14 protein-coding genes are annotated in these 15,855 nt (G+C 65.2%); 9 read left to right on the top strand and 5 right to left on the bottom strand.

Annotated elements, in window-relative coordinates; translation table 11 throughout:
- Positions 1 to 15: 15 nt before the first annotated feature.
- From ACJJV6_RS18670 to nrdF, 7 genes are all read left to right on the top strand, one after another.
- Positions 16 to 1,416 (top strand): NAD(P)/FAD-dependent oxidoreductase, encoded by a 1,401-nt coding sequence (locus ACJJV6_RS18670; RefSeq protein ID WP_407709533.1) that lies wholly within the window; start codon positions 16 to 18, stop codon positions 1,414 to 1,416.
- Positions 1,413 to 2,144 (top strand): DUF1365 domain-containing protein, encoded by a 732-nt coding sequence (locus ACJJV6_RS18665; protein ID WP_035751638.1) that lies wholly within the window; start codon positions 1,413 to 1,415, stop codon positions 2,142 to 2,144. The genes ACJJV6_RS18670 and ACJJV6_RS18665 overlap by 4 nt, the downstream gene beginning before the upstream one ends.
- Positions 2,141 to 3,508: a class I SAM-dependent methyltransferase gene (locus ACJJV6_RS18660; RefSeq protein WP_009356334.1), complete on the top strand. Its 1,368-nt coding sequence runs from the start codon at positions 2,141 to 2,143 to the stop codon at positions 3,506 to 3,508. Before ACJJV6_RS18665 ends, ACJJV6_RS18660 begins: the two co-directional genes overlap by 4 nt.
- 403 nt (positions 3,509 to 3,911) lie before the next feature.
- Entirely contained in the window at positions 3,912 to 4,157 is a 246-nt protein-coding gene (gene nrdH / locus ACJJV6_RS18655) for a glutaredoxin-like protein NrdH (protein ID WP_009356333.1), read from the top strand.
- Between the two features lie 109 nt (positions 4,158 to 4,266).
- On the top strand, positions 4,267 to 4,737 hold the full coding sequence (gene nrdI / locus ACJJV6_RS18650; RefSeq protein ID WP_009356332.1) for a class Ib ribonucleoside-diphosphate reductase assembly flavoprotein NrdI: 471 nt from the start codon (positions 4,267 to 4,269) through the stop codon (positions 4,735 to 4,737).
- A 20-nt stretch (positions 4,738 to 4,757) separates the two neighbouring features.
- Positions 4,758 to 6,878, top strand: coding sequence for a class 1b ribonucleoside-diphosphate reductase subunit alpha (gene nrdE, locus ACJJV6_RS18645; protein ID WP_035751636.1), 2,121 nt, complete (start codon positions 4,758 to 4,760; stop codon positions 6,876 to 6,878).
- Positions 6,879 to 6,969: 91 nt separating this feature from the next.
- Positions 6,970 to 7,944: a class 1b ribonucleoside-diphosphate reductase subunit beta gene (gene nrdF / locus ACJJV6_RS18640; RefSeq protein ID WP_043451063.1), complete on the top strand. Its 975-nt coding sequence runs from the start codon at positions 6,970 to 6,972 to the stop codon at positions 7,942 to 7,944.
- Positions 7,945 to 8,600: 656 nt separating this feature from the next.
- On the opposite strand, the gene ACJJV6_RS18635 is transcribed toward nrdF, so the two are convergent.
- From ACJJV6_RS18635 to ACJJV6_RS18620, 4 genes are all read right to left on the bottom strand, one after another.
- Positions 8,601 to 9,371 carry an SCO1664 family protein gene (locus ACJJV6_RS18635; RefSeq protein ID WP_407709532.1) on the bottom strand — a complete coding sequence of 257 codons (771 nt, stop codon included), beginning with the start codon at positions 9,369 to 9,371 and terminating at the stop codon, positions 8,601 to 8,603.
- Positions 9,371 to 9,925 (bottom strand): DUF3090 domain-containing protein, encoded by a 555-nt coding sequence (locus ACJJV6_RS18630; RefSeq protein ID WP_407709531.1) that lies wholly within the window; start codon positions 9,923 to 9,925, stop codon positions 9,371 to 9,373. The genes ACJJV6_RS18635 and ACJJV6_RS18630 overlap by 1 nt, the downstream gene beginning before the upstream one ends.
- A 24-nt stretch (positions 9,926 to 9,949) precedes the next feature.
- Positions 9,950 to 10,642 (bottom strand): MSMEG_4193 family putative phosphomutase, encoded by a 693-nt coding sequence (locus ACJJV6_RS18625; RefSeq protein WP_407709530.1) that lies wholly within the window; start codon positions 10,640 to 10,642, stop codon positions 9,950 to 9,952.
- Between the two features lie 76 nt (positions 10,643 to 10,718).
- The gene (locus ACJJV6_RS18620) at positions 10,719 to 11,081 is read right to left on the bottom strand and encodes a UBP-type zinc finger domain-containing protein (protein WP_407709529.1); all 363 of its coding nucleotides are present in this window, start codon (positions 11,079 to 11,081) and stop codon (positions 10,719 to 10,721) included.
- A gap of 100 nt (positions 11,082 to 11,181) precedes the next feature.
- On the opposite strand from ACJJV6_RS18620, the gene ACJJV6_RS18615 reads away from it, so the two are divergent.
- Together ACJJV6_RS18615 and ACJJV6_RS18610 are read left to right on the top strand one after the other, a co-directional pair.
- Positions 11,182 to 12,948, top strand: coding sequence for an FAD-dependent oxidoreductase (locus tag ACJJV6_RS18615; protein WP_407709528.1), 1,767 nt, complete (start codon positions 11,182 to 11,184; stop codon positions 12,946 to 12,948).
- A complete protein-coding gene (locus ACJJV6_RS18610; protein ID WP_407709527.1) occupies positions 12,929 to 13,798 on the top strand; it encodes a hypothetical protein in 870 nt (289 codons plus the stop codon). The genes ACJJV6_RS18615 and ACJJV6_RS18610 overlap by 20 nt, the downstream gene beginning before the upstream one ends.
- A 10-nt stretch (positions 13,799 to 13,808) precedes the next feature.
- On the opposite strand, the gene ACJJV6_RS18605 is transcribed toward ACJJV6_RS18610, so the two are convergent.
- Positions 13,809 to 15,668 (bottom strand): VWA domain-containing protein, encoded by a 1,860-nt coding sequence (locus ACJJV6_RS18605; protein ID WP_407709526.1) that lies wholly within the window; start codon positions 15,666 to 15,668, stop codon positions 13,809 to 13,811.
- Positions 15,669 to 15,855 lie beyond the last annotated feature (187 nt).

The following is a 15,855-nucleotide window of genomic DNA, read 5'->3' as shown; positions in this document are numbered from 1 at the left end:
AGCAGAGGAGCATGAATGTCACCCAACCCAGCAGCGAGTGCAGGCGGACGACGGCGAGTGGCCGTCATCGGCAGCGGCGTCGCCGGACTGACGGCCGCCTACGTCCTGAACAGGCAGGACGACGTGACACTCTTCGAGGCCGATTCGCGGCTGGGCGGGCACGCGCACACGCACGAGATGCCGCAGCCCGACGGCACGTTCCTTGGCGTCGACACCGGGTTCATCGTCCACAACGAACGGACCTACCCCACCCTGCTGCGGCTGTTTGCCGAGCTGGGTGTGGAAACCCAGGATTCCGAGATGAGCATGTCCATCCGCTGCGACGGCTGCGGCCTGGAATATGCCGGTGCCCGCGATGGCGGCCGCGGCATCATCGCCCGCCCCTCCAGCCTGCTCCGCGGCCGCTACCTCCTGATGCTGCTGGAGGTCACCCGCTTCTACCGGAAGGCAAGGGCCCTGCTGAAAACCGCGCCGGTGGCTGCCGTCAGGGGCGGGGACAGCGTTCCCGAACTGACCCTCGGTGAATTCCTTGCCCGCGAGAACTTCAGCCCCTACTTCATTTCCCACTTCATGACCCCTGTGGTCAGCGCTGTCTGGTCCTGCGATCCCACCACCGCGCTGGCGTACCCGGCCCGCTACCTGTTCACCTTCCTCGGGCATCACGGCATGCTGGGCGTCAAGGGCTCGCCGCAGTGGCGGACCGTCACCGGCGGATCCGCCCGGTACGTCGAGAAACTCGCCGCCACTCTTCCGGACGTACGGCTCAACACTCCCGTCAGTGCCATCCGGCGCCGACCCGACGGTGTGGAAATCGCAACGGAAGACGGGCTGGAAGACTTTGACGCCGTCGTGATTGCCACCCACCCGGCCCAGGCGCTCGGGTTCCTGGCCGATGCCACGCCCGAGGAGAAAGAAGCACTGGGCGGCATGCCGTACTCGGTCAACCACACCGTTTTTCACCGGGACCCGGCGGTGCTGCCATCTGCGGACAACGCGAAGGCGTCCTGGAACTACCGGCTCCCGTCCTGCGAGGCCCGGCCGGACAAGGTCCTGGTCAGCTACGACCTCACCCGCCTGCAGCGGCTGGCACCGGCAGACGGACAGCCCTACCTGGTGAGCCTGGGGGAGTCCGAACTGATCGCCGGCGACGCCATACTCGAACGTATGGTCTACGAACATCCTCAGTACACCCCGGAATCGCTGCGTGCACAGGCGGCCATAGCCGCCCTGGGCGACAGCCGGATCGCCTACGCCGGGGCCTACCTGGGCTGGGGCTTCCATGAGGACGGCGCGCTGTCCGGTGTCCGTGCCGCCGAAAAGCTGGGCCGCTCCTGGCCTGTCGCCCGGCCGGCGGATGATGAGACGTCCTCGGACGACGGCGAGCGGGAGCTTGCCGCGGCAGCGGAACCTGCATGAGTGCCGACGCAGCCATCTACCGCACGTCCATTTCGCACGTGCGGCGCAGCCCGCTGAAGAACGCCTTCACGTACCGCAGCTACAGCTGGTTCGTCGACGTCGACAGGCTTCCCCGCCTGCCGCGGCTGCTCCGGCCGTTGGCCGTGTTCCGCGCCGGCGACCACCTTGGCGATCCGGATGCGACCATCCGTGCCAACGTTGAGCGCTACCTGCGGACCCAGGGGATAGAGCCCGACGGCGGCGCCATCCACATGCTGACAAGCGCCAGGGTGTTCGGTTACGTCTTCAACCCGCTCACCCTGTTCTGGTGCTACCGGTCCAGCGGGGAGCTCGAATGCGTGGTGGCCGAGGTCCACAACACGTACGGGGAGCGGCACTGCTACCTGCTCCGGACGGACCCGGCCGGCCGGGCCTCCGTCCCGAAGGCCTTCTATGTCTCGCCGTTCAATGACCTTGACGGCCAGTACCGGATGAAACTGCCCGCCCCGGGGGACCGGCTGGCGGTGTCGATTGTCCTGGAACGGGAAGGCCACCGGCCGTTCGTTGCGACCATGGACGGCCGGCGGCATCCGGCCACCCTGCGCAATATCCTGGCCGCCGCGCTCGCCGTGCCGGCCGCGCCGCTGCTCGTATCCGCACTCATTCGGGTGCAGGGCATTACACTCTGGGCAAGACGCCTGCCCGTCGTCGCCCGGCCACAACATACTTCCCAGGAGGCAGTTCAATGACAATGACGGACGATAATGGAACCGCCTTCGCCGGTGGCAATGCCGGCAAGGCCGGCCGGGATGTTCCGGCGGCCTGGACCAGTACCGGCGTTCCGGCGGCGCCGGCCACCATCGACGTGGACGTGTGGCCGGAAGTCGCCCGGCCGCCGTCGGGCGCCAAGGCCGCGGTGGCCGGAAAGGCCGCCGGACTCCTTTTCAAGGGAGCGGTCAAGCGCCTGCCGCTCCGGGTGGAGTACCCGGACGGCACTGTGCTGGGAACAGGCGGGCCGGACGCGCCGGTGATGATGATGGTGCGGCCGGAAGCCTTCGAGGCGCGGATCGGCGACAACGGCCTGATCGGTCTTGGCGAATCCTTCATGGCAGGGGACTGGGAAGCCAGCGACCTCGCGGCCGTGCTTGAGGTTTTCGCCGCCTCCGTGGACACGCTTATTCCGATGCCGCTGCAGAAACTCCGCGCCCTCTACCTTCCGCGCACCCCGCGGCAGGAACGGAACGCCGAACAGAACACGCGCAGCAACATCTCACGGCACTACGACCTCTCCAACGACCTGTTCTCGAACTTCCTCGACGCCACCATGAGCTACTCGTCAGCACTTTTTCCGCTCGGGGCAGGGCGGCTGGAATCTGTGGGCTGGCAGGAACTGGCAGGAGCCCAGCAGGCCAAGATCGACAGGCTGCTGGACAAGGCCGGAGTAGGGAAAGGCACCCGGCTCTTGGAAATCGGGACCGGCTGGGGCGAACTGGCACTGCGTGCAGCAGCCCGCGGCGCCACCGTCTACAGCGTTACCCTCTCCAGCGAACAGCAGGCCCTTGCCCAGGAACGCATTGCCGCCGCCGGCTACGCGGACCGGGTGACCGTGGCGCTGCAGGACTACCGGGCAGTGGAGGGCGAGTACGACGCCGTGGTGTCGGTGGAGATGATCGAGGCCGTGGGCTATGAGTACTGGCCCATCTACTTCCAGACCATCGACCGGGTCCTGGCTCCCGGCGGCAAGGTGGCCATCCAGGCCATCACCATGCCGCACGGCCGGATGCTGGCCACCCGCAACGCCTACACCTGGGTGCACAAGTACATCTTCCCCGGCGGCTTCCTGCCTTCCGTGCGTGCCATTGAGGGTGTGACGCAGCAGCACACCACCCTGAGGGTACGCGAGCGGATGGGCATGGGGGACCATTACGCGGCCACCCTCCGCCTCTGGGAAGAGCGGTTCCTGGAGCGTTCACGCGAGGTTGGCGAACTGGGCTTCGATGCGGTCTTCCAGCGGATGTGGCTGTTCTACCTCTGCTACTCAAGGGCCGGTTTCCAGTCCGGATATCTCGATGTGCAGCAGATCGTGCTGGACCGCCGGGAGGCGCAGCTCTAGCCACCGCACCCTGCCACCGCACCACTACGGCGGCCCGGGCACCCGGGCGGGTCCCGGCGTCGTGCCATTAATCACCACGAGGGGTTCCGAAGGTCACTTCGGAACCCCTTTTTGGTGTTTTCGCCTTCCTCCCCGGAGGCCGCGACACGCCGTCTTTCGCGCGACACGCTGGGCGTTAAATGTGCCTAACTACTCCACAGGGTGTGGATTCCGTCCGCGAAAAAGCCGTGATTCCGGACATTTTGAAGGGCCCTGCCTGTGGATTAACGGTGCATTAAATGACATACTTGTAATACATCATCTTGGGGTTCCAATGAGGCGTCTGCACTACATGTAGTATCGACATACAGCTTGGACGGGGACACCGGGCCAGCGACGATTTCGACAAAAGGGGACAGCGACCATGACCGTAACGGTTTACACCAAGCCTGCTTGTGTTCAGTGCAACGCCACCTACCGTGCGCTCGACAAGAAGGGCATCACCTACCAGAGCGTTGACATCTCCCAGGACGCCGACGCCCTCGAACGCCTGAAGGCCCTGGGCTACATGCAGGCACCCGTTGTGGTCACGGACCAGGACCACTGGTCAGGCTTCCGCCCGGACAAGATCGAAGAACTGGCCCTCTCGGCCGTTTCCTCCGTGGCCTAGGAGCCCTGCTTTTCCTGCCGGCAACAACCAACCAGCCGAGGTGACTCCCACGGCAGCTCCAACAGCACAGCAAGGCCATCCGGCTTCGCAGATCCACGCGGCTCAGCGCGTGGAGGTGTCCCCACCGGCCCGGCTTCCGGATAACCCGGAACCGGTCCGGACAGACAGCCAGCTCATCTATTTTTCCTCGGCATCCGAGAACACCAGCCGCTTTGTCACGAAGCTCGGACGCGATGTGGCTCGGATCCCGCTCTACTCCAGGGACGCACCCCTTCTTGCCACCCGGCCGTTCGTGCTGGTGGTGCCCACGTATGGCGGCACCGGGGGAGAGGGGTCCGTTCCGAAGCAGGTCATCCGGTTTTTGAACAACCCGCAGAACAGGCAGCTTCTCCGCGGGGTGATCGGGGCCGGCAACACGAATTTCGGTGACAATTACTGCCTGGCCGGCGACATCATCGCCGCCAAGTGCGGGGTACCGCACCTCTACCGCTTCGAATTAATGGGCACGCCAGACGACGTGTCCCGCGTCAACCATGGATTGGACACGTTTTGGACACGACTGTCGCAGACACAGAAGTAACCAGGGCCCAGAAGCCCGAGATGCCGGCCGCCTACAAGGGCCTGGGCTACCACGAGTTGAACGCCATGCTGAACCTGTACGGTCCCAGCGGCGAGATCCAGTTCGAGGCGGACCGCGAGGCCGCCCACCAGTACTTCCTGCAGCACGTTAACAACAACACCGTGTTCTTCCATGACCTGGAGGAAAAGCTCGACTACCTGGTGAAGAACCAGTACTACGAGCGCGAGACGCTGGACCAGTACACGATGAACTTCATCCGTGACCTGTTCAACCGGGCCTACAAGAAGAAGTTCCGCTTCGAGACCTTCCTGGGCGCGTTCAAGTTCTACACCTCCTACACGCTGAAGACGTTCGACGGCAAGCGCTACCTGGAGCGCTACGAGGACCGCGTCTGCATGGTGGCCATGCACCTTGCCCGCGGCAACGAGGAACTTGCCACCCGCCTGGTGGATGAAATCATTGACGGCCGCTTCCAGCCGGCCACCCCCACCTTCCTCAACGCCGGCAAGGCCCAGCGCGGCGAACTCGTCTCCTGCTTCCTGCTGCGCATCGAGGACAACATGGAGTCCATCGCCCGCGGCATCAACTCCGCTCTGCAGCTGTCCAAGCGCGGCGGCGGCGTGGCCCTGTCCCTGACCAACATCCGCGAGCACGGCGCGCCGATCAAGCAGATCGAAAACCAGTCCTCCGGCGTCATCCCCGTGATGAAGCTCCTCGAAGACAGCTTCTCCTACGCCAACCAGCTTGGCGCGCGCCAGGGCGCCGGTGCCGTGTACCTGCACGCCCACCACCCGGACATCTACCGGTTCCTGGACACCAAGCGCGAGAACGCGGACGAGAAGATCCGCATCAAGACCCTCTCGCTGGGCGTCGTCATCCCGGACATCACGTTCGAGCTGGCCAAGAAGAACGAGGACATGTACCTGTTCTCGCCGTACGACGTCGAACGCGTCTACGGCATGCCCTTCTCCGACGTCTCGGTCACCGAGAAGTACTACGAGATGGTGGACGATTCCCGGATCAAGAAGACCAAGATCAGCGCCCGCGAGTTCTTCCAGACCCTCGCCGAGATCCAGTTCGAGTCCGGCTACCCGTACATCATGTTCGAGGACACCGTGAACCGGGCCAACCCGATCGCCGGCAAGATCACCATGAGCAACCTCTGCTCGGAGATCCTGCAGGTCTCCACGCCGTCCCTGTACAACGAGGACCTGACGTACCAGACCGTCGGCAAGGACATCTCCTGCAACCTCGGTTCGATGAACATCGCGAAGACCATGGATTCGCCGGACTTCGGTGCCTCCATTGACACTGCCATCCGCGCGCTGAGCGCAGTGTCGGACATGTCCTACATCAACTCGGTGCCGTCCGTGGCCGAGGGCAATGCGAAGTCCCATGCCATCGGCCTGGGCCAGATGAACCTGCATGGCTACCTGGCGCGCGAGCGGGTCCACTACGGCTCCGAAGAAGGCCTGGACTTCACCAACATCTACTTCTACACGGTGCTGTTCCACGCCCTGCGTGCGTCCAACAGGCTCGCCATCGAGACCGGCCAGAAGTTCGGCGGTTTCGAGAACTCCAAATACGCGAGCGGCGAGTTCTTCGACAAGTACACCGAGCAGGAATGGCTTCCGGAGACTGAGCGTGTGCGCGAGCTGTTCGCCGGCCACCACATCCCCACCCAGGATGACTGGCGCGAGCTGAAGGTCTCCGTCATGGAGCACGGCATCTACAACCAGAACCTGCAGGCTGTTCCGCCCACGGGGTCGATCTCCTACATCAACAACTCGACGTCCTCCATCCACCCGGTGGCCGCCAAGATCGAGATCCGCAAGGAAGGCAAGATCGGCCGCGTCTACTACCCGGCGCCGTACCTGACGAACGACAACCTGGACTACTACCAGGACGCGTACGAGATCGGCTACGAGAAGATCATCGACACCTACGCCGCTGCCACGCAGCACGTGGACCAGGGCCTGTCCCTGACGCTGTTCTTCAAGGACACCGCCACCACCCGCGACATCAACAAGGCGCAGATCTACGCATGGCGCAAGGGCATCAAGACGCTCTACTACATCCGCCTCCGCCAGCTCGCGCTGGAAGGGACCGAGGTGGAGGGTTGCGTCTCCTGCGCACTTTAATCTTCAACTAAATCTTGCCAGTACGACGGCGGGCAACCGCCCGCCGTCGTACGCTTTAACTTAGAGAACCACCCAACAATGAGGGGATGACATGACCGAGAAGGTCAAGCTTCTGAGCCACGTCGAGGCCATCAACTGGAACCGCATCCAGGACGACAAGGACGTGGAGGTCTGGAACCGACTCGTCAACAACTTCTGGCTGCCCGAGAAGGTGCCGCTGTCCAATGACGTCCAGTCCTGGAACACGCTGACGCCGGCCGAGCAGCAGCTCACCATGCGCGTCTTCACCGGCCTCACCCTGCTGGACACCATCCAGGGCACCGTCGGTGCCGTCTCCCTCATCCCGGATGCGCTGACCCCGCATGAGGAAGCCGTCTACACGAACATCGCGTTCATGGAGTCTGTGCACGCCAAGAGCTACTCCTCCATCTTCTCCACGCTGGCTTCCACCAAGGAGATTGACGAGGCGTTCCGCTGGTCCACCGAGAACGAGAACCTTCAGAAGAAGGCCCAGATCGTCATGGACTACTACCAGGGCGACGACCCCCTGAAGCGCAAGGTGGCCTCGACGCTGCTGGAGAGCTTCCTGTTCTACTCGGGCTTCTACCTGCCCATGTACTGGTCCTCGCGCGCCAAGCTCACGAACACCGCTGACCTGATCCGCCTGATCATCCGCGACGAGGCCGTGCACGGCTACTACATCGGCTACAAGTTCCAGCGCGGACTGGAGACCGTCTCCGAGGAGCGCCGCCAGGAGATCAAGGACTACACGTTCGAGCTGCTCTTCGAACTGTACGAGAACGAGGTCCAGTACACGCACGATCTCTACGACGGCGTGGGCCTGGCCGAGGACGTCAAGAAGTTCCTGCACTACAACGCCAACAAGGCGCTGATGAACCTGGGCTACGAGGCGATGTTCCCGGCCTCCGTCACCGACGTGAACCCGGCCATCCTCTCGGCCTTGTCCCCGAATGCCGACGAGAACCACGACTTCTTCTCCGGGTCCGGCTCCTCCTACGTGATCGGCAAGGCCGTCAACACCGAAGACGAGGACTGGGACTTCTAGCCGAAGAAGATCGGGGGCCATCCGAGCGCTCAAGACGGTTCATCCCGAGAACCGTTAACCCATACTGGAGCGAGAGCACTCCTTGGCCAGGACCCGCGGCCGCCCAAGGCAATTGCCTTGGGCGGCCGTCCCGGTTAAGGGTGCGGCTCGCCCAGCCGCTGCTGCTTTGACGGGGCAGCAGCTCAAAGGCTTTGACATCGTGATGGACTTGTAGAGTTCGCCGGTAGCCGGAGACTGCTTTTTCTTCCTTGCCGGTGGGATGGTGCCTGGTGCTTGCTGGTGGCATGGTGCCTGATGAGCCGTATGTCGCCGGGTTTGGCAGTTGGGATTTTTTCTGCCTCTGTTGGGTGCGCGGGTGCTGGCGTAGACTTGGAGCGCCTGCAGGTAACCATCAGATGACGCCGGGTTGTTCGGGACATGCGAATGTCCGAGCCTTCTCTTAGCGAGATCGCGAAGGTACCTGCAGGTTCTGCGTTTAAGGTAGTTGGGCTGCCTCTCCGGGCGGAACTTCCTGTGCCGGGATGACGTTCCGGTTCCTGCCGACAATGCGTGAATGTACTGGACGTTTGGCTCTTGCGGCGCCCCGCCAGCCCCACACGATAATCGTTCAGGCGTTCATCGCGGCATAGTGTCCGAAGCCTGCAACCCGTTTGTCCTCAGAACAACGGCCAGGGGACCGCAGGCATCTCAGCTCTCGGCGCGGGGAAACGCCCTGCGGACCGCAACCGGGCGCAGCGCGCTCCGAGTGAGGCGACTTCTTCGGCGCTGAGCAGGTTGTCCAGACTTCGGCCCAGCTCACCGCGCAGTCCTTCGATGATGCGATCGATGCCGTCGCGTTCCTCGGCGGTCAACGTTTCTCCCAGCCACCCCCACAGCACCGTGCGCAGCTTGTAGTCCTGGTGGAAGGTGAGCCCGTGGTCCACGCCGTGCCGGTGGCCGTCCGCCATGGCAAGGATATGGTCGCCTTTGCGGTCGGCATTGTTCACGACGACGTCGAACACCGCCATGCGCCGGAGCGCCGGCGTGTCCTCGTGGACGAGGGCGACTCTCCGTCCGCTCCCATCCTGGCCCTCAAGGACCTGTTTCCACCCGTTACCGGGTGCGCCGTCGTCCGCCGCGACAAGATCCACCGCAGTCTGGTCGGGGTCTGGCTCCTGCCACAGCTGCACCATTCCTTCGCCCAATGGGCCGTCGCGGAGCCAGGTGAACGGCACCACGTTCCAGCCAAGGACCTCGGAAACCAGGTACGCTGCGACCTCCCGGTGGGCCAGGAAGCCGTCGGGAAAATCCCACAGCGGTTTCTCCCCGGCTATCGGCTTGTAGACGACCGAGGTGCCGCCGATGCTGCCCAGAAAGGTGGCGTTCGACGCCGTCGCGATGCGACCGGTGAGGGTCAGCTCGGCAGTCAGCAGGTCGGGCGCCGGCATCAGGCCTCGGGCAGTGTGCAGACGTGCCCGTCGGGGTCCACGGGGTAACCGCAGAGCGGGCATGCGGGACGCCCGGCACCCACCACCTCACGGGTGCGTTTGGCAAAAGCGCGGGCGGTGCCAACGGGCATCCGCACGAGCAGCATCTCGGGTACCTCGCCGCCGTTCCCATCAGCCAGGTCGTCGTCGTCATCAGGATCGCCATCCATGATGGGGTAGGCCTCTATGACCACCTGCGCCGTCGTCGGGTCCCAGCCCAGGGTCATGGCCCCGGCACGGAACTGCTCCTCGACCGCCTCGAGCTGGTCATTGTCCACGAGTTCGATGGGCGTGCCCGTGGGAACGCTGAAGGGGTTGCCCTCAAGCGTGATGAGCTGATCGAGGATTTCGTCGATCTTCTCGGCGAGCTGGGCCGACTGCTGCTTCTCCAGGGCGATGCTCACAATTTGCTTCCCCGTGCGCACCTGCAGGTAGAACGTGCGTGCCCCCGGAAGGCCGATGGTGCCAATGACGACCCGGTCAGGCCAGGCAAACTCGTGAACAAGTGTGGGCATGTCAGTATCTTAGGCACATGAGGTCTACTGCGCCGTGTGCCCTGCACCGCCGCCCACCGGCGCATCGCCGGTTTTGACGCCCTTCGACAGCCACGAAAGATCTCCGGCGTCGGTGTTCGTCACAAGGACGCTGGGCCGAAGAGCACCATAGTGCACGATCGATACGGAAGCGGGACCCACGTTAATGCGCTGGAACAGATCGAGGTGCATTCCGAGCGCGTCCGCCAGGATCGATTTGATGACGTCGCCGTGACTCACTGCCGCCCACACCGCTCCCGGCCCATGTTCGGCTTCGACGGCTGCATCGTGGCGTCGGATCGCCGCTACCGACCGGGCCTGCATCGCCGCCATGGATTCGCCGCCGGGAAAAACGACGGCGGACGGTTGCGACTGCACAGCCGCCCACAGCTCTTCGGTTGCGAGATCACTGAGCATCCGGCCCTGCCACTGGCCGTAATCGCACTCGGTGAGATCGGGCTCGGCCAGCGCGGCAGGATTACCAGCCTGGCGCTCCAGGATGAACTGTGCGGTTTGCTGGCAACGCTCGAGCGGGCTCGAGACCACGCCGGCCAAGGGCACCACCGCGAGCCGGTCTCCGGTCGAGGCTGCCTGCTCGCGCCCGGTCTGGTCCAAACTGACGCCGGCCGCCCGGCCCGCCAGCAGTCCGGCGGCATTGGCTGTGGTGCGGCCGTGCCGCACGAGGATAACTGTCGCCATCCATCCAGCCTAACCAGCATCGCTCGCCGGATCCTGCGGGCGCGGTTGATTCAGCGCGGTTGATTCGGCCCGGCGGTTACCGGTGGATGCGCTCCCGCCAGTCTGCCGGCACCTTGCCTGCCGGCCCGGGGGACGGCTGCTCCGGCGGTCTGGACTGGGGGTCCGGAAGCCGCGGGCCGCGGAAGAACTTCTTCGTGGGAAGTTCGTAGAACCAGTCCTCCCCGGGTTCAAAGGACCTTATGACGGGGTGCCCGGCGGCGCGTGCGTGGGCACTGGCATGCTGGGAGGGGGATGAGTCGCAGCATCCGATGTGGCCGCATTGGGCGCACCGGCGCAGATGCAGCCACCAGCCCGGGCCGTCGCCCCTGAGGCACTCCGCACACCCTGTTCCACTGGGTGCGGCGGCGAGGCTGATTCCGGGAATTTGGCGGTCTTCCATGGCGCCTCATTCTGGCAGAATCTCCGCACCTTGTCCCCGCTGTCCCGGCGGGAGTATCGTGATCGCCACCGAACCCCCTTGATCCGGAAAGACGGCGGCCATGGACGACTCGGTTCCGATCATGCTGATTGCCACCCCGGACCCGGCCTCCCGGCGCATCCTCGAAGATGAGCTACGCCGACGGTACGGCGCCGACTATGAAGTGGTGGCCTGCGCCGGCCACGCCCACGGGCGGGCAGTGCTTGAAGGGCTCCGGCACTGGAACCGCCAGGTGGCCCTCATCCTCGGATGCTATGGCCCGGCTGACCGGGGCGGACTCGATTTCCTGCGCCGTGCCTACGGCTTCCATCCGGCCGCCAAGCGCGGTGTGGTGGTGACATGGGGTGACTTCGAAAGCGCCCCCACTGTTTTCCAGGCGATCGCGCAGGGATACGCCGAACTACTGATCATTCGTCCCGAACGGCCGCGCGACGAAGAGTTCCACGGGGCCATCACCGACGCCCTCGATGACTGGCACCTGGCCCAGGGTGTCGGGTTCGAGGCGGTCCGGCTGATCGGCCAGGTAGGCGACGAAAGGACCCACGTGCTGCGCGACTCCTTGAGTCGAAACCACATCCCCGTCGGCTTCCATCCGGTCGGATCAGAGACGGCGCAACGGACGCTGGAGAACCTGGGCCTGCGCGACCCGGTGCTGCCGGTCATGGTGCTGCAGTTCACCGCTGCCCCCATTGTCCTGGAGAACCCTAGCGACCTTGAGATCGCCGAAGCCTTTGGGGTGACGCGGCCACCACCGGCAGACAAGATCTTTGATGTTGTGGTGGTGGGCGCCGGTCCGTCCGGTCTCGCCACCGCCGTCTACGCCTCCTCGGAGGGCCTCTCCACCATGGTGGTGGAGGAAGAGGCCGTGGGCGGCCAGGCCGGCACCAGTTCGTTGATCCGCAACTACCCCGGCTTCTCCCGCGGCGTCAGCGGAGCCCACCTGGCCTTCCGCTCATTCCACCAGGCCTGGACCCTGGGCACGGACTTCCTCTTCCTGCGGAAAGTGGAGAAGCTCAGTGTTGATGGAGCCCTGTACCGGGTGTCGATTTCCGACGGCACCGTGGTGCGGTGCCGCACAGTGGTGGTGGCCACCGGCGTGGACTACCGCCGCCTCGGCATACCCCAGCTTGAAAACCTGGTGGGGAGGGGAGTCTTCTACGGGGCAACGGTCTCCGAGGCGCCGTCGATGACCGGCAAACACGTCTGCGTTGTGGGCGGCGGCAACTCGGCCGGACAGGCCGTCCTGCACCTTGCGAAGTACGCGAAGAAGGTGACGCTGCTGGTGCGCGGGCCCACCTTGTCGGCCAGCATGTCCGAGTACCTCATTTCCCAGCTTGAGGCCACCCGGAACGTGGCAATCCGGTACGGTACGTCGATCGTGGGGGCCCGCGACCAGGACGGATTCCTTGCCAGCCTCAAAGTGGCCGCGACCGGTGCCGGCGGCGCAACGTCAACCGACGAGATTGAAGCGGGCGGCTTGTTCGTGCTGATCGGATCGATGCCACGTACCTCCTGGTTGCCCGACACCGTGGAGCGGGACCAGGCCGGCTTTCTCCGGACGGGCACCAGCCTGGATAACAGCAAGGCTGGGGCCACCACGCCGGACCGGCAGCCCTTGGCCCTGGAAACGAGCATGCCCGGCGTTTTCGCGATCGGTGACGTCAGGGCCGGTTCTATCAAAAGGGTGGCTACTGCAGTGGGGGATGGGGCCACCGTGGTCTCGATGCTCCATGCCTACCTGGCCGGGCACCCCCTGCCCGCCCCGCCCGCCGCCCCAAGTGTGGCAGCCGCACCCGAGGAGCACTCCGGTGACGTCCGCTACAACTGACGCCGCACCGGTGATTGCGCCGATGCGGTGGCTGCTCTACATCGCCGCATTCCTCGTGTTTCTTGCCGGCCTGGTGCTGTTCGTGTTTCCGCTCCGGACTGCGGAATGGTTCGCATGGACAGTCAATCCGCCCATGACCGCTGTATTCCTCGGTGCGGCATACTGGTCGGCCGCCGGCCTGGAGGTGGCGGGCGCCCGCGCAGCAAGCTGGGAGTCGGCGAGGCTGGCAGTCTGGCCCGTATTCGTCTTCACCACGCTGACCCTGGGAGTCACGCTGATCCATCTCGACCGCTTCCACCTCTCGCCCGGCGCTGGCCCTCTCGCCCAGGTCGCCACCTGGGCGTGGCTGGCCATCTACGCCATCGTGCCCGTGGCGATGCTGGTGATCAGCTGGGTGCAGATCAGGTCCCGGCGCCCGGCCCCGGCATCGGTGGCGGCGGCACGGCCGGTGCTGCCCCCTGCGCTGCGGCTGCTCCTGGTGGTCATCGCCGGAGTGCTGGTGCTCTATGGCGTGGCGCTCCTGGCAGTACCCGCTGCCGCTTCGACGTGGTGGCCGTGGACATTATCCGAGCTCACCGCGAGGGCCGTCGGAGCGTGGCTGGTGGGCCTGGGCTGGTCCGCCGCGCAGGGCCAGTTCAGCAGCGATGTCCGCACCGTCCGCCCCGTGGCCCTCACCTCCGTCGTTTTCGTCATCCTGCAGGCGCTCGCCCTGCTGCGGCATGGCGACGCCCTCACATGGACCGGCGCGCCGGCCGTCGGCTTCGTCACCGTCCTGGTCGCCATCGGAGTAGCCGGTGCATGGGCGCTTGCCTTATCCCTGTGGCCGGCAGCCCGGGCCGGAAGCGCATGAGGACCGGAGCCTAGAAACTGGTCACCAGTTCGCCGAGCACCTCCTCGAGCCGGTTCGGATCCGTCGCGTCGTAGTAGTGGGCGCCGCTTGCCTTCGCGATCTGGAGGAGGGTGGGGACATCGGCGTCGGGCCCGTAGGCAAGGGTGAAGACGAGCACCGGCGTCGAATGGTTCTGGTGGCTTAGCTGCTCGCTCACCCCGCCCAGGTCGCCCGGATGCCTGGTGTCATTCTTGCCGTCGCTCAGGAGCACGATGGTGTTGATGAAATCATCCTTGTATCCCTTGGCCTGCTCTCCAGCGAAGCGGCTCACAGCCTCGAAAAGTGGCGTGGCATCCACGGCCTTCAGCTCATTGAGCTTGGCGATGAGGTCCGCTTTGTTGGACTTTAACGGGGCCACGGGGGTCACGATGCCCGGCTGCAGCGGTCCGTCGCCCTCATGGGAGAAAGCGGCCAGTCCAATCTCATCCTCGCCCGTGAAGTGGTCCAGCGCTTTGACCACCGCATCCTTGGCCCGCTGCAGCTTGTTCGCCCCCGGATCCTGCACCATGGACTCCGAGACGTCCACCAGGAACAATGCCCTGGCCCGCTTGCGGACGTCGGGGAAGCTGCCTTGCATGGCCGCCAGGGTCTCCGCCTTTGGCAGCGGCAGCGGCTGGAGCGTCTGGGCGTAGCGACCGGTGCCTGCCACCTCCGGATCAAGCTCGCCCTGGATGGACCGGTAACCGGACGCCTTGACAACGTTCTGGCCCTGTTCCGTCACTGCAAAGGCGAGGAAGTCCTGGGCCGCGGACCGTTGCAGGCTGTCCACCCAGTCTCCACCGAGGACCACAGCCGGATTGTCCGCCACGTGCACTCCGTCGCTGGGGTAGATGGCGCGGAGCGGCTCCTTGGGGGCGGGTCCCGCGTGCTTCGTTGTCCCGTCCTCGCTGACCACGCCGCGGTTGTAGTCCCAGACGGATTTTTCATCGACAATCACCGCGGAGAGGAATTCCGCGACGTTCCCGGCGTCGTCCGCCTCCCTGGCGTGCCACAGGAAATGTTCCGGGGTAGCCATGTAATGGCTGGTGCCCAGTTCCACGGCACGCACCTTGTCCACCAGGGAGGATGCCTTGAGGTCCATGGCGTCAAGGCCACCCACGCTGCCGCCGGCCGCGCCGTAGGAAGCAGCAAGGGCCATCAGACCCGCAGTCGAGACCAGCGGACTGGCCTTGCCGAACTTGAACTTCCCCCAGTCGCCGTGGCCCAGGCGCTCCCAGATGTCCTGCTCCCCCGCCATCTTGAAGACGTCGGACCACGACGGCGGCTGGTCGTCCCAGCCGAGGGCGGAGGCCATCGTCTCCGGCATGGCCACGACGATGGCGCTGCGGGCAATGCTGGTTCCCTCGCCAGAGACAGTATTTCCGCCGCCTTGCCGGGCGATCCGCAGCCAGGCGGAGGAGTCCGGCAGCCAGAGGGCGGGCCTGTCGCCGGCCGGAACACCGGGGAACTGTGCAGCCACCTTGCCGGCAGCGGCCCCCGATTTTTCCTGGGTCACTTCCGGCGTCACGCACTTGCCGTCCACATTGCGCGGTTTTGCCGTGTACTCGGCCGCCAAGGCACGCGCCATGTCGGCGTTCTCAAGCGACGTCAGGATGTTCAGCGCGATGCAGGGTGAGGACCCGGCGACGGCGGGAGGACTGTCCTGCGCGAGCGGCCCGTTGGTTGAGGGCGGGCTGCCATTCCCCGCGGATGGGCCGTCCGCTGCATCCGGGAAGATCAGCGCCCGCAGCACGAACGCGCCGCCAACAATGAGAAGCGCCACGGTGGCCGCCGCGGCGATCCACACCCAGCGGGGATAGCTCGGGTCAGTTGCTGCGCGTCGACGGCCCATGCTCGTTTCCTTTGAAATCCACCGGGTTTCCCCGGCGTGAATGCAAATTATGAAACTTGCCCGCGGCACTTCCACCGCGGCGCGCCTAGCCCCCTGCACCTGGATACGCCCTTTGAGGATAACCCCCGCTGGCGCTAACTGAGTGTCCGGATCCACATTTTTGGTTCAATCTTGCGGGTTCCGCACT

This window comes from Arthrobacter nitrophenolicus, from assembly GCF_045833485.1.
In the GTDB taxonomy this organism is placed as follows: Bacteria; Actinomycetota; Actinomycetes; order Actinomycetales; family Micrococcaceae; genus Arthrobacter; species Arthrobacter nitrophenolicus.
Note: the sequence above shows the minus strand (reverse complement) of the source record. Positions and strands in the feature narration are given on the sequence as shown.

Coding starts and splice junctions, on each gene's coding strand:
- ACJJV6_RS18635 (WP_407709532.1), bottom strand. CDS start 9,371: ATGCCGGCGCCCGACCTGCTGACTGCCGAGCTGACCCTCACCGGTCGC.
- ACJJV6_RS18605 (WP_407709526.1), bottom strand. CDS start 15,668: ATGGGCCGTCGACGCGCAGCAACTGACCCGAGCTATCCCCGCTGGGTG.
- ACJJV6_RS18660 (WP_009356334.1), top strand. CDS start 2,141: ATGACAATGACGGACGATAATGGAACCGCCTTCGCCGGTGGCAATGCC.
- ACJJV6_RS18620 (WP_407709529.1), bottom strand. CDS start 11,081: ATGGAAGACCGCCAAATTCCCGGAATCAGCCTCGCCGCCGCACCCAGT.
- ACJJV6_RS18630 (WP_407709531.1), bottom strand. CDS start 9,925: ATGCCCACACTTGTTCACGAGTTTGCCTGGCCTGACCGGGTCGTCATT.
- nrdE (WP_035751636.1), top strand. CDS start 4,758: ATGCCGGCCGCCTACAAGGGCCTGGGCTACCACGAGTTGAACGCCATG.
- ACJJV6_RS18625 (WP_407709530.1), bottom strand. CDS start 10,642: ATGGCGACAGTTATCCTCGTGCGGCACGGCCGCACCACAGCCAATGCC.
- nrdH (WP_009356333.1), top strand. CDS start 3,912: ATGACCGTAACGGTTTACACCAAGCCTGCTTGTGTTCAGTGCAACGCC.
- ACJJV6_RS18665 (WP_035751638.1), top strand. CDS start 1,413: ATGAGTGCCGACGCAGCCATCTACCGCACGTCCATTTCGCACGTGCGG.
- nrdF (WP_043451063.1), top strand. CDS start 6,970: ATGACCGAGAAGGTCAAGCTTCTGAGCCACGTCGAGGCCATCAACTGG.
- ACJJV6_RS18670 (WP_407709533.1), top strand. CDS start 16: ATGTCACCCAACCCAGCAGCGAGTGCAGGCGGACGACGGCGAGTGGCC.
- ACJJV6_RS18615 (WP_407709528.1), top strand. CDS start 11,182: ATGGACGACTCGGTTCCGATCATGCTGATTGCCACCCCGGACCCGGCC.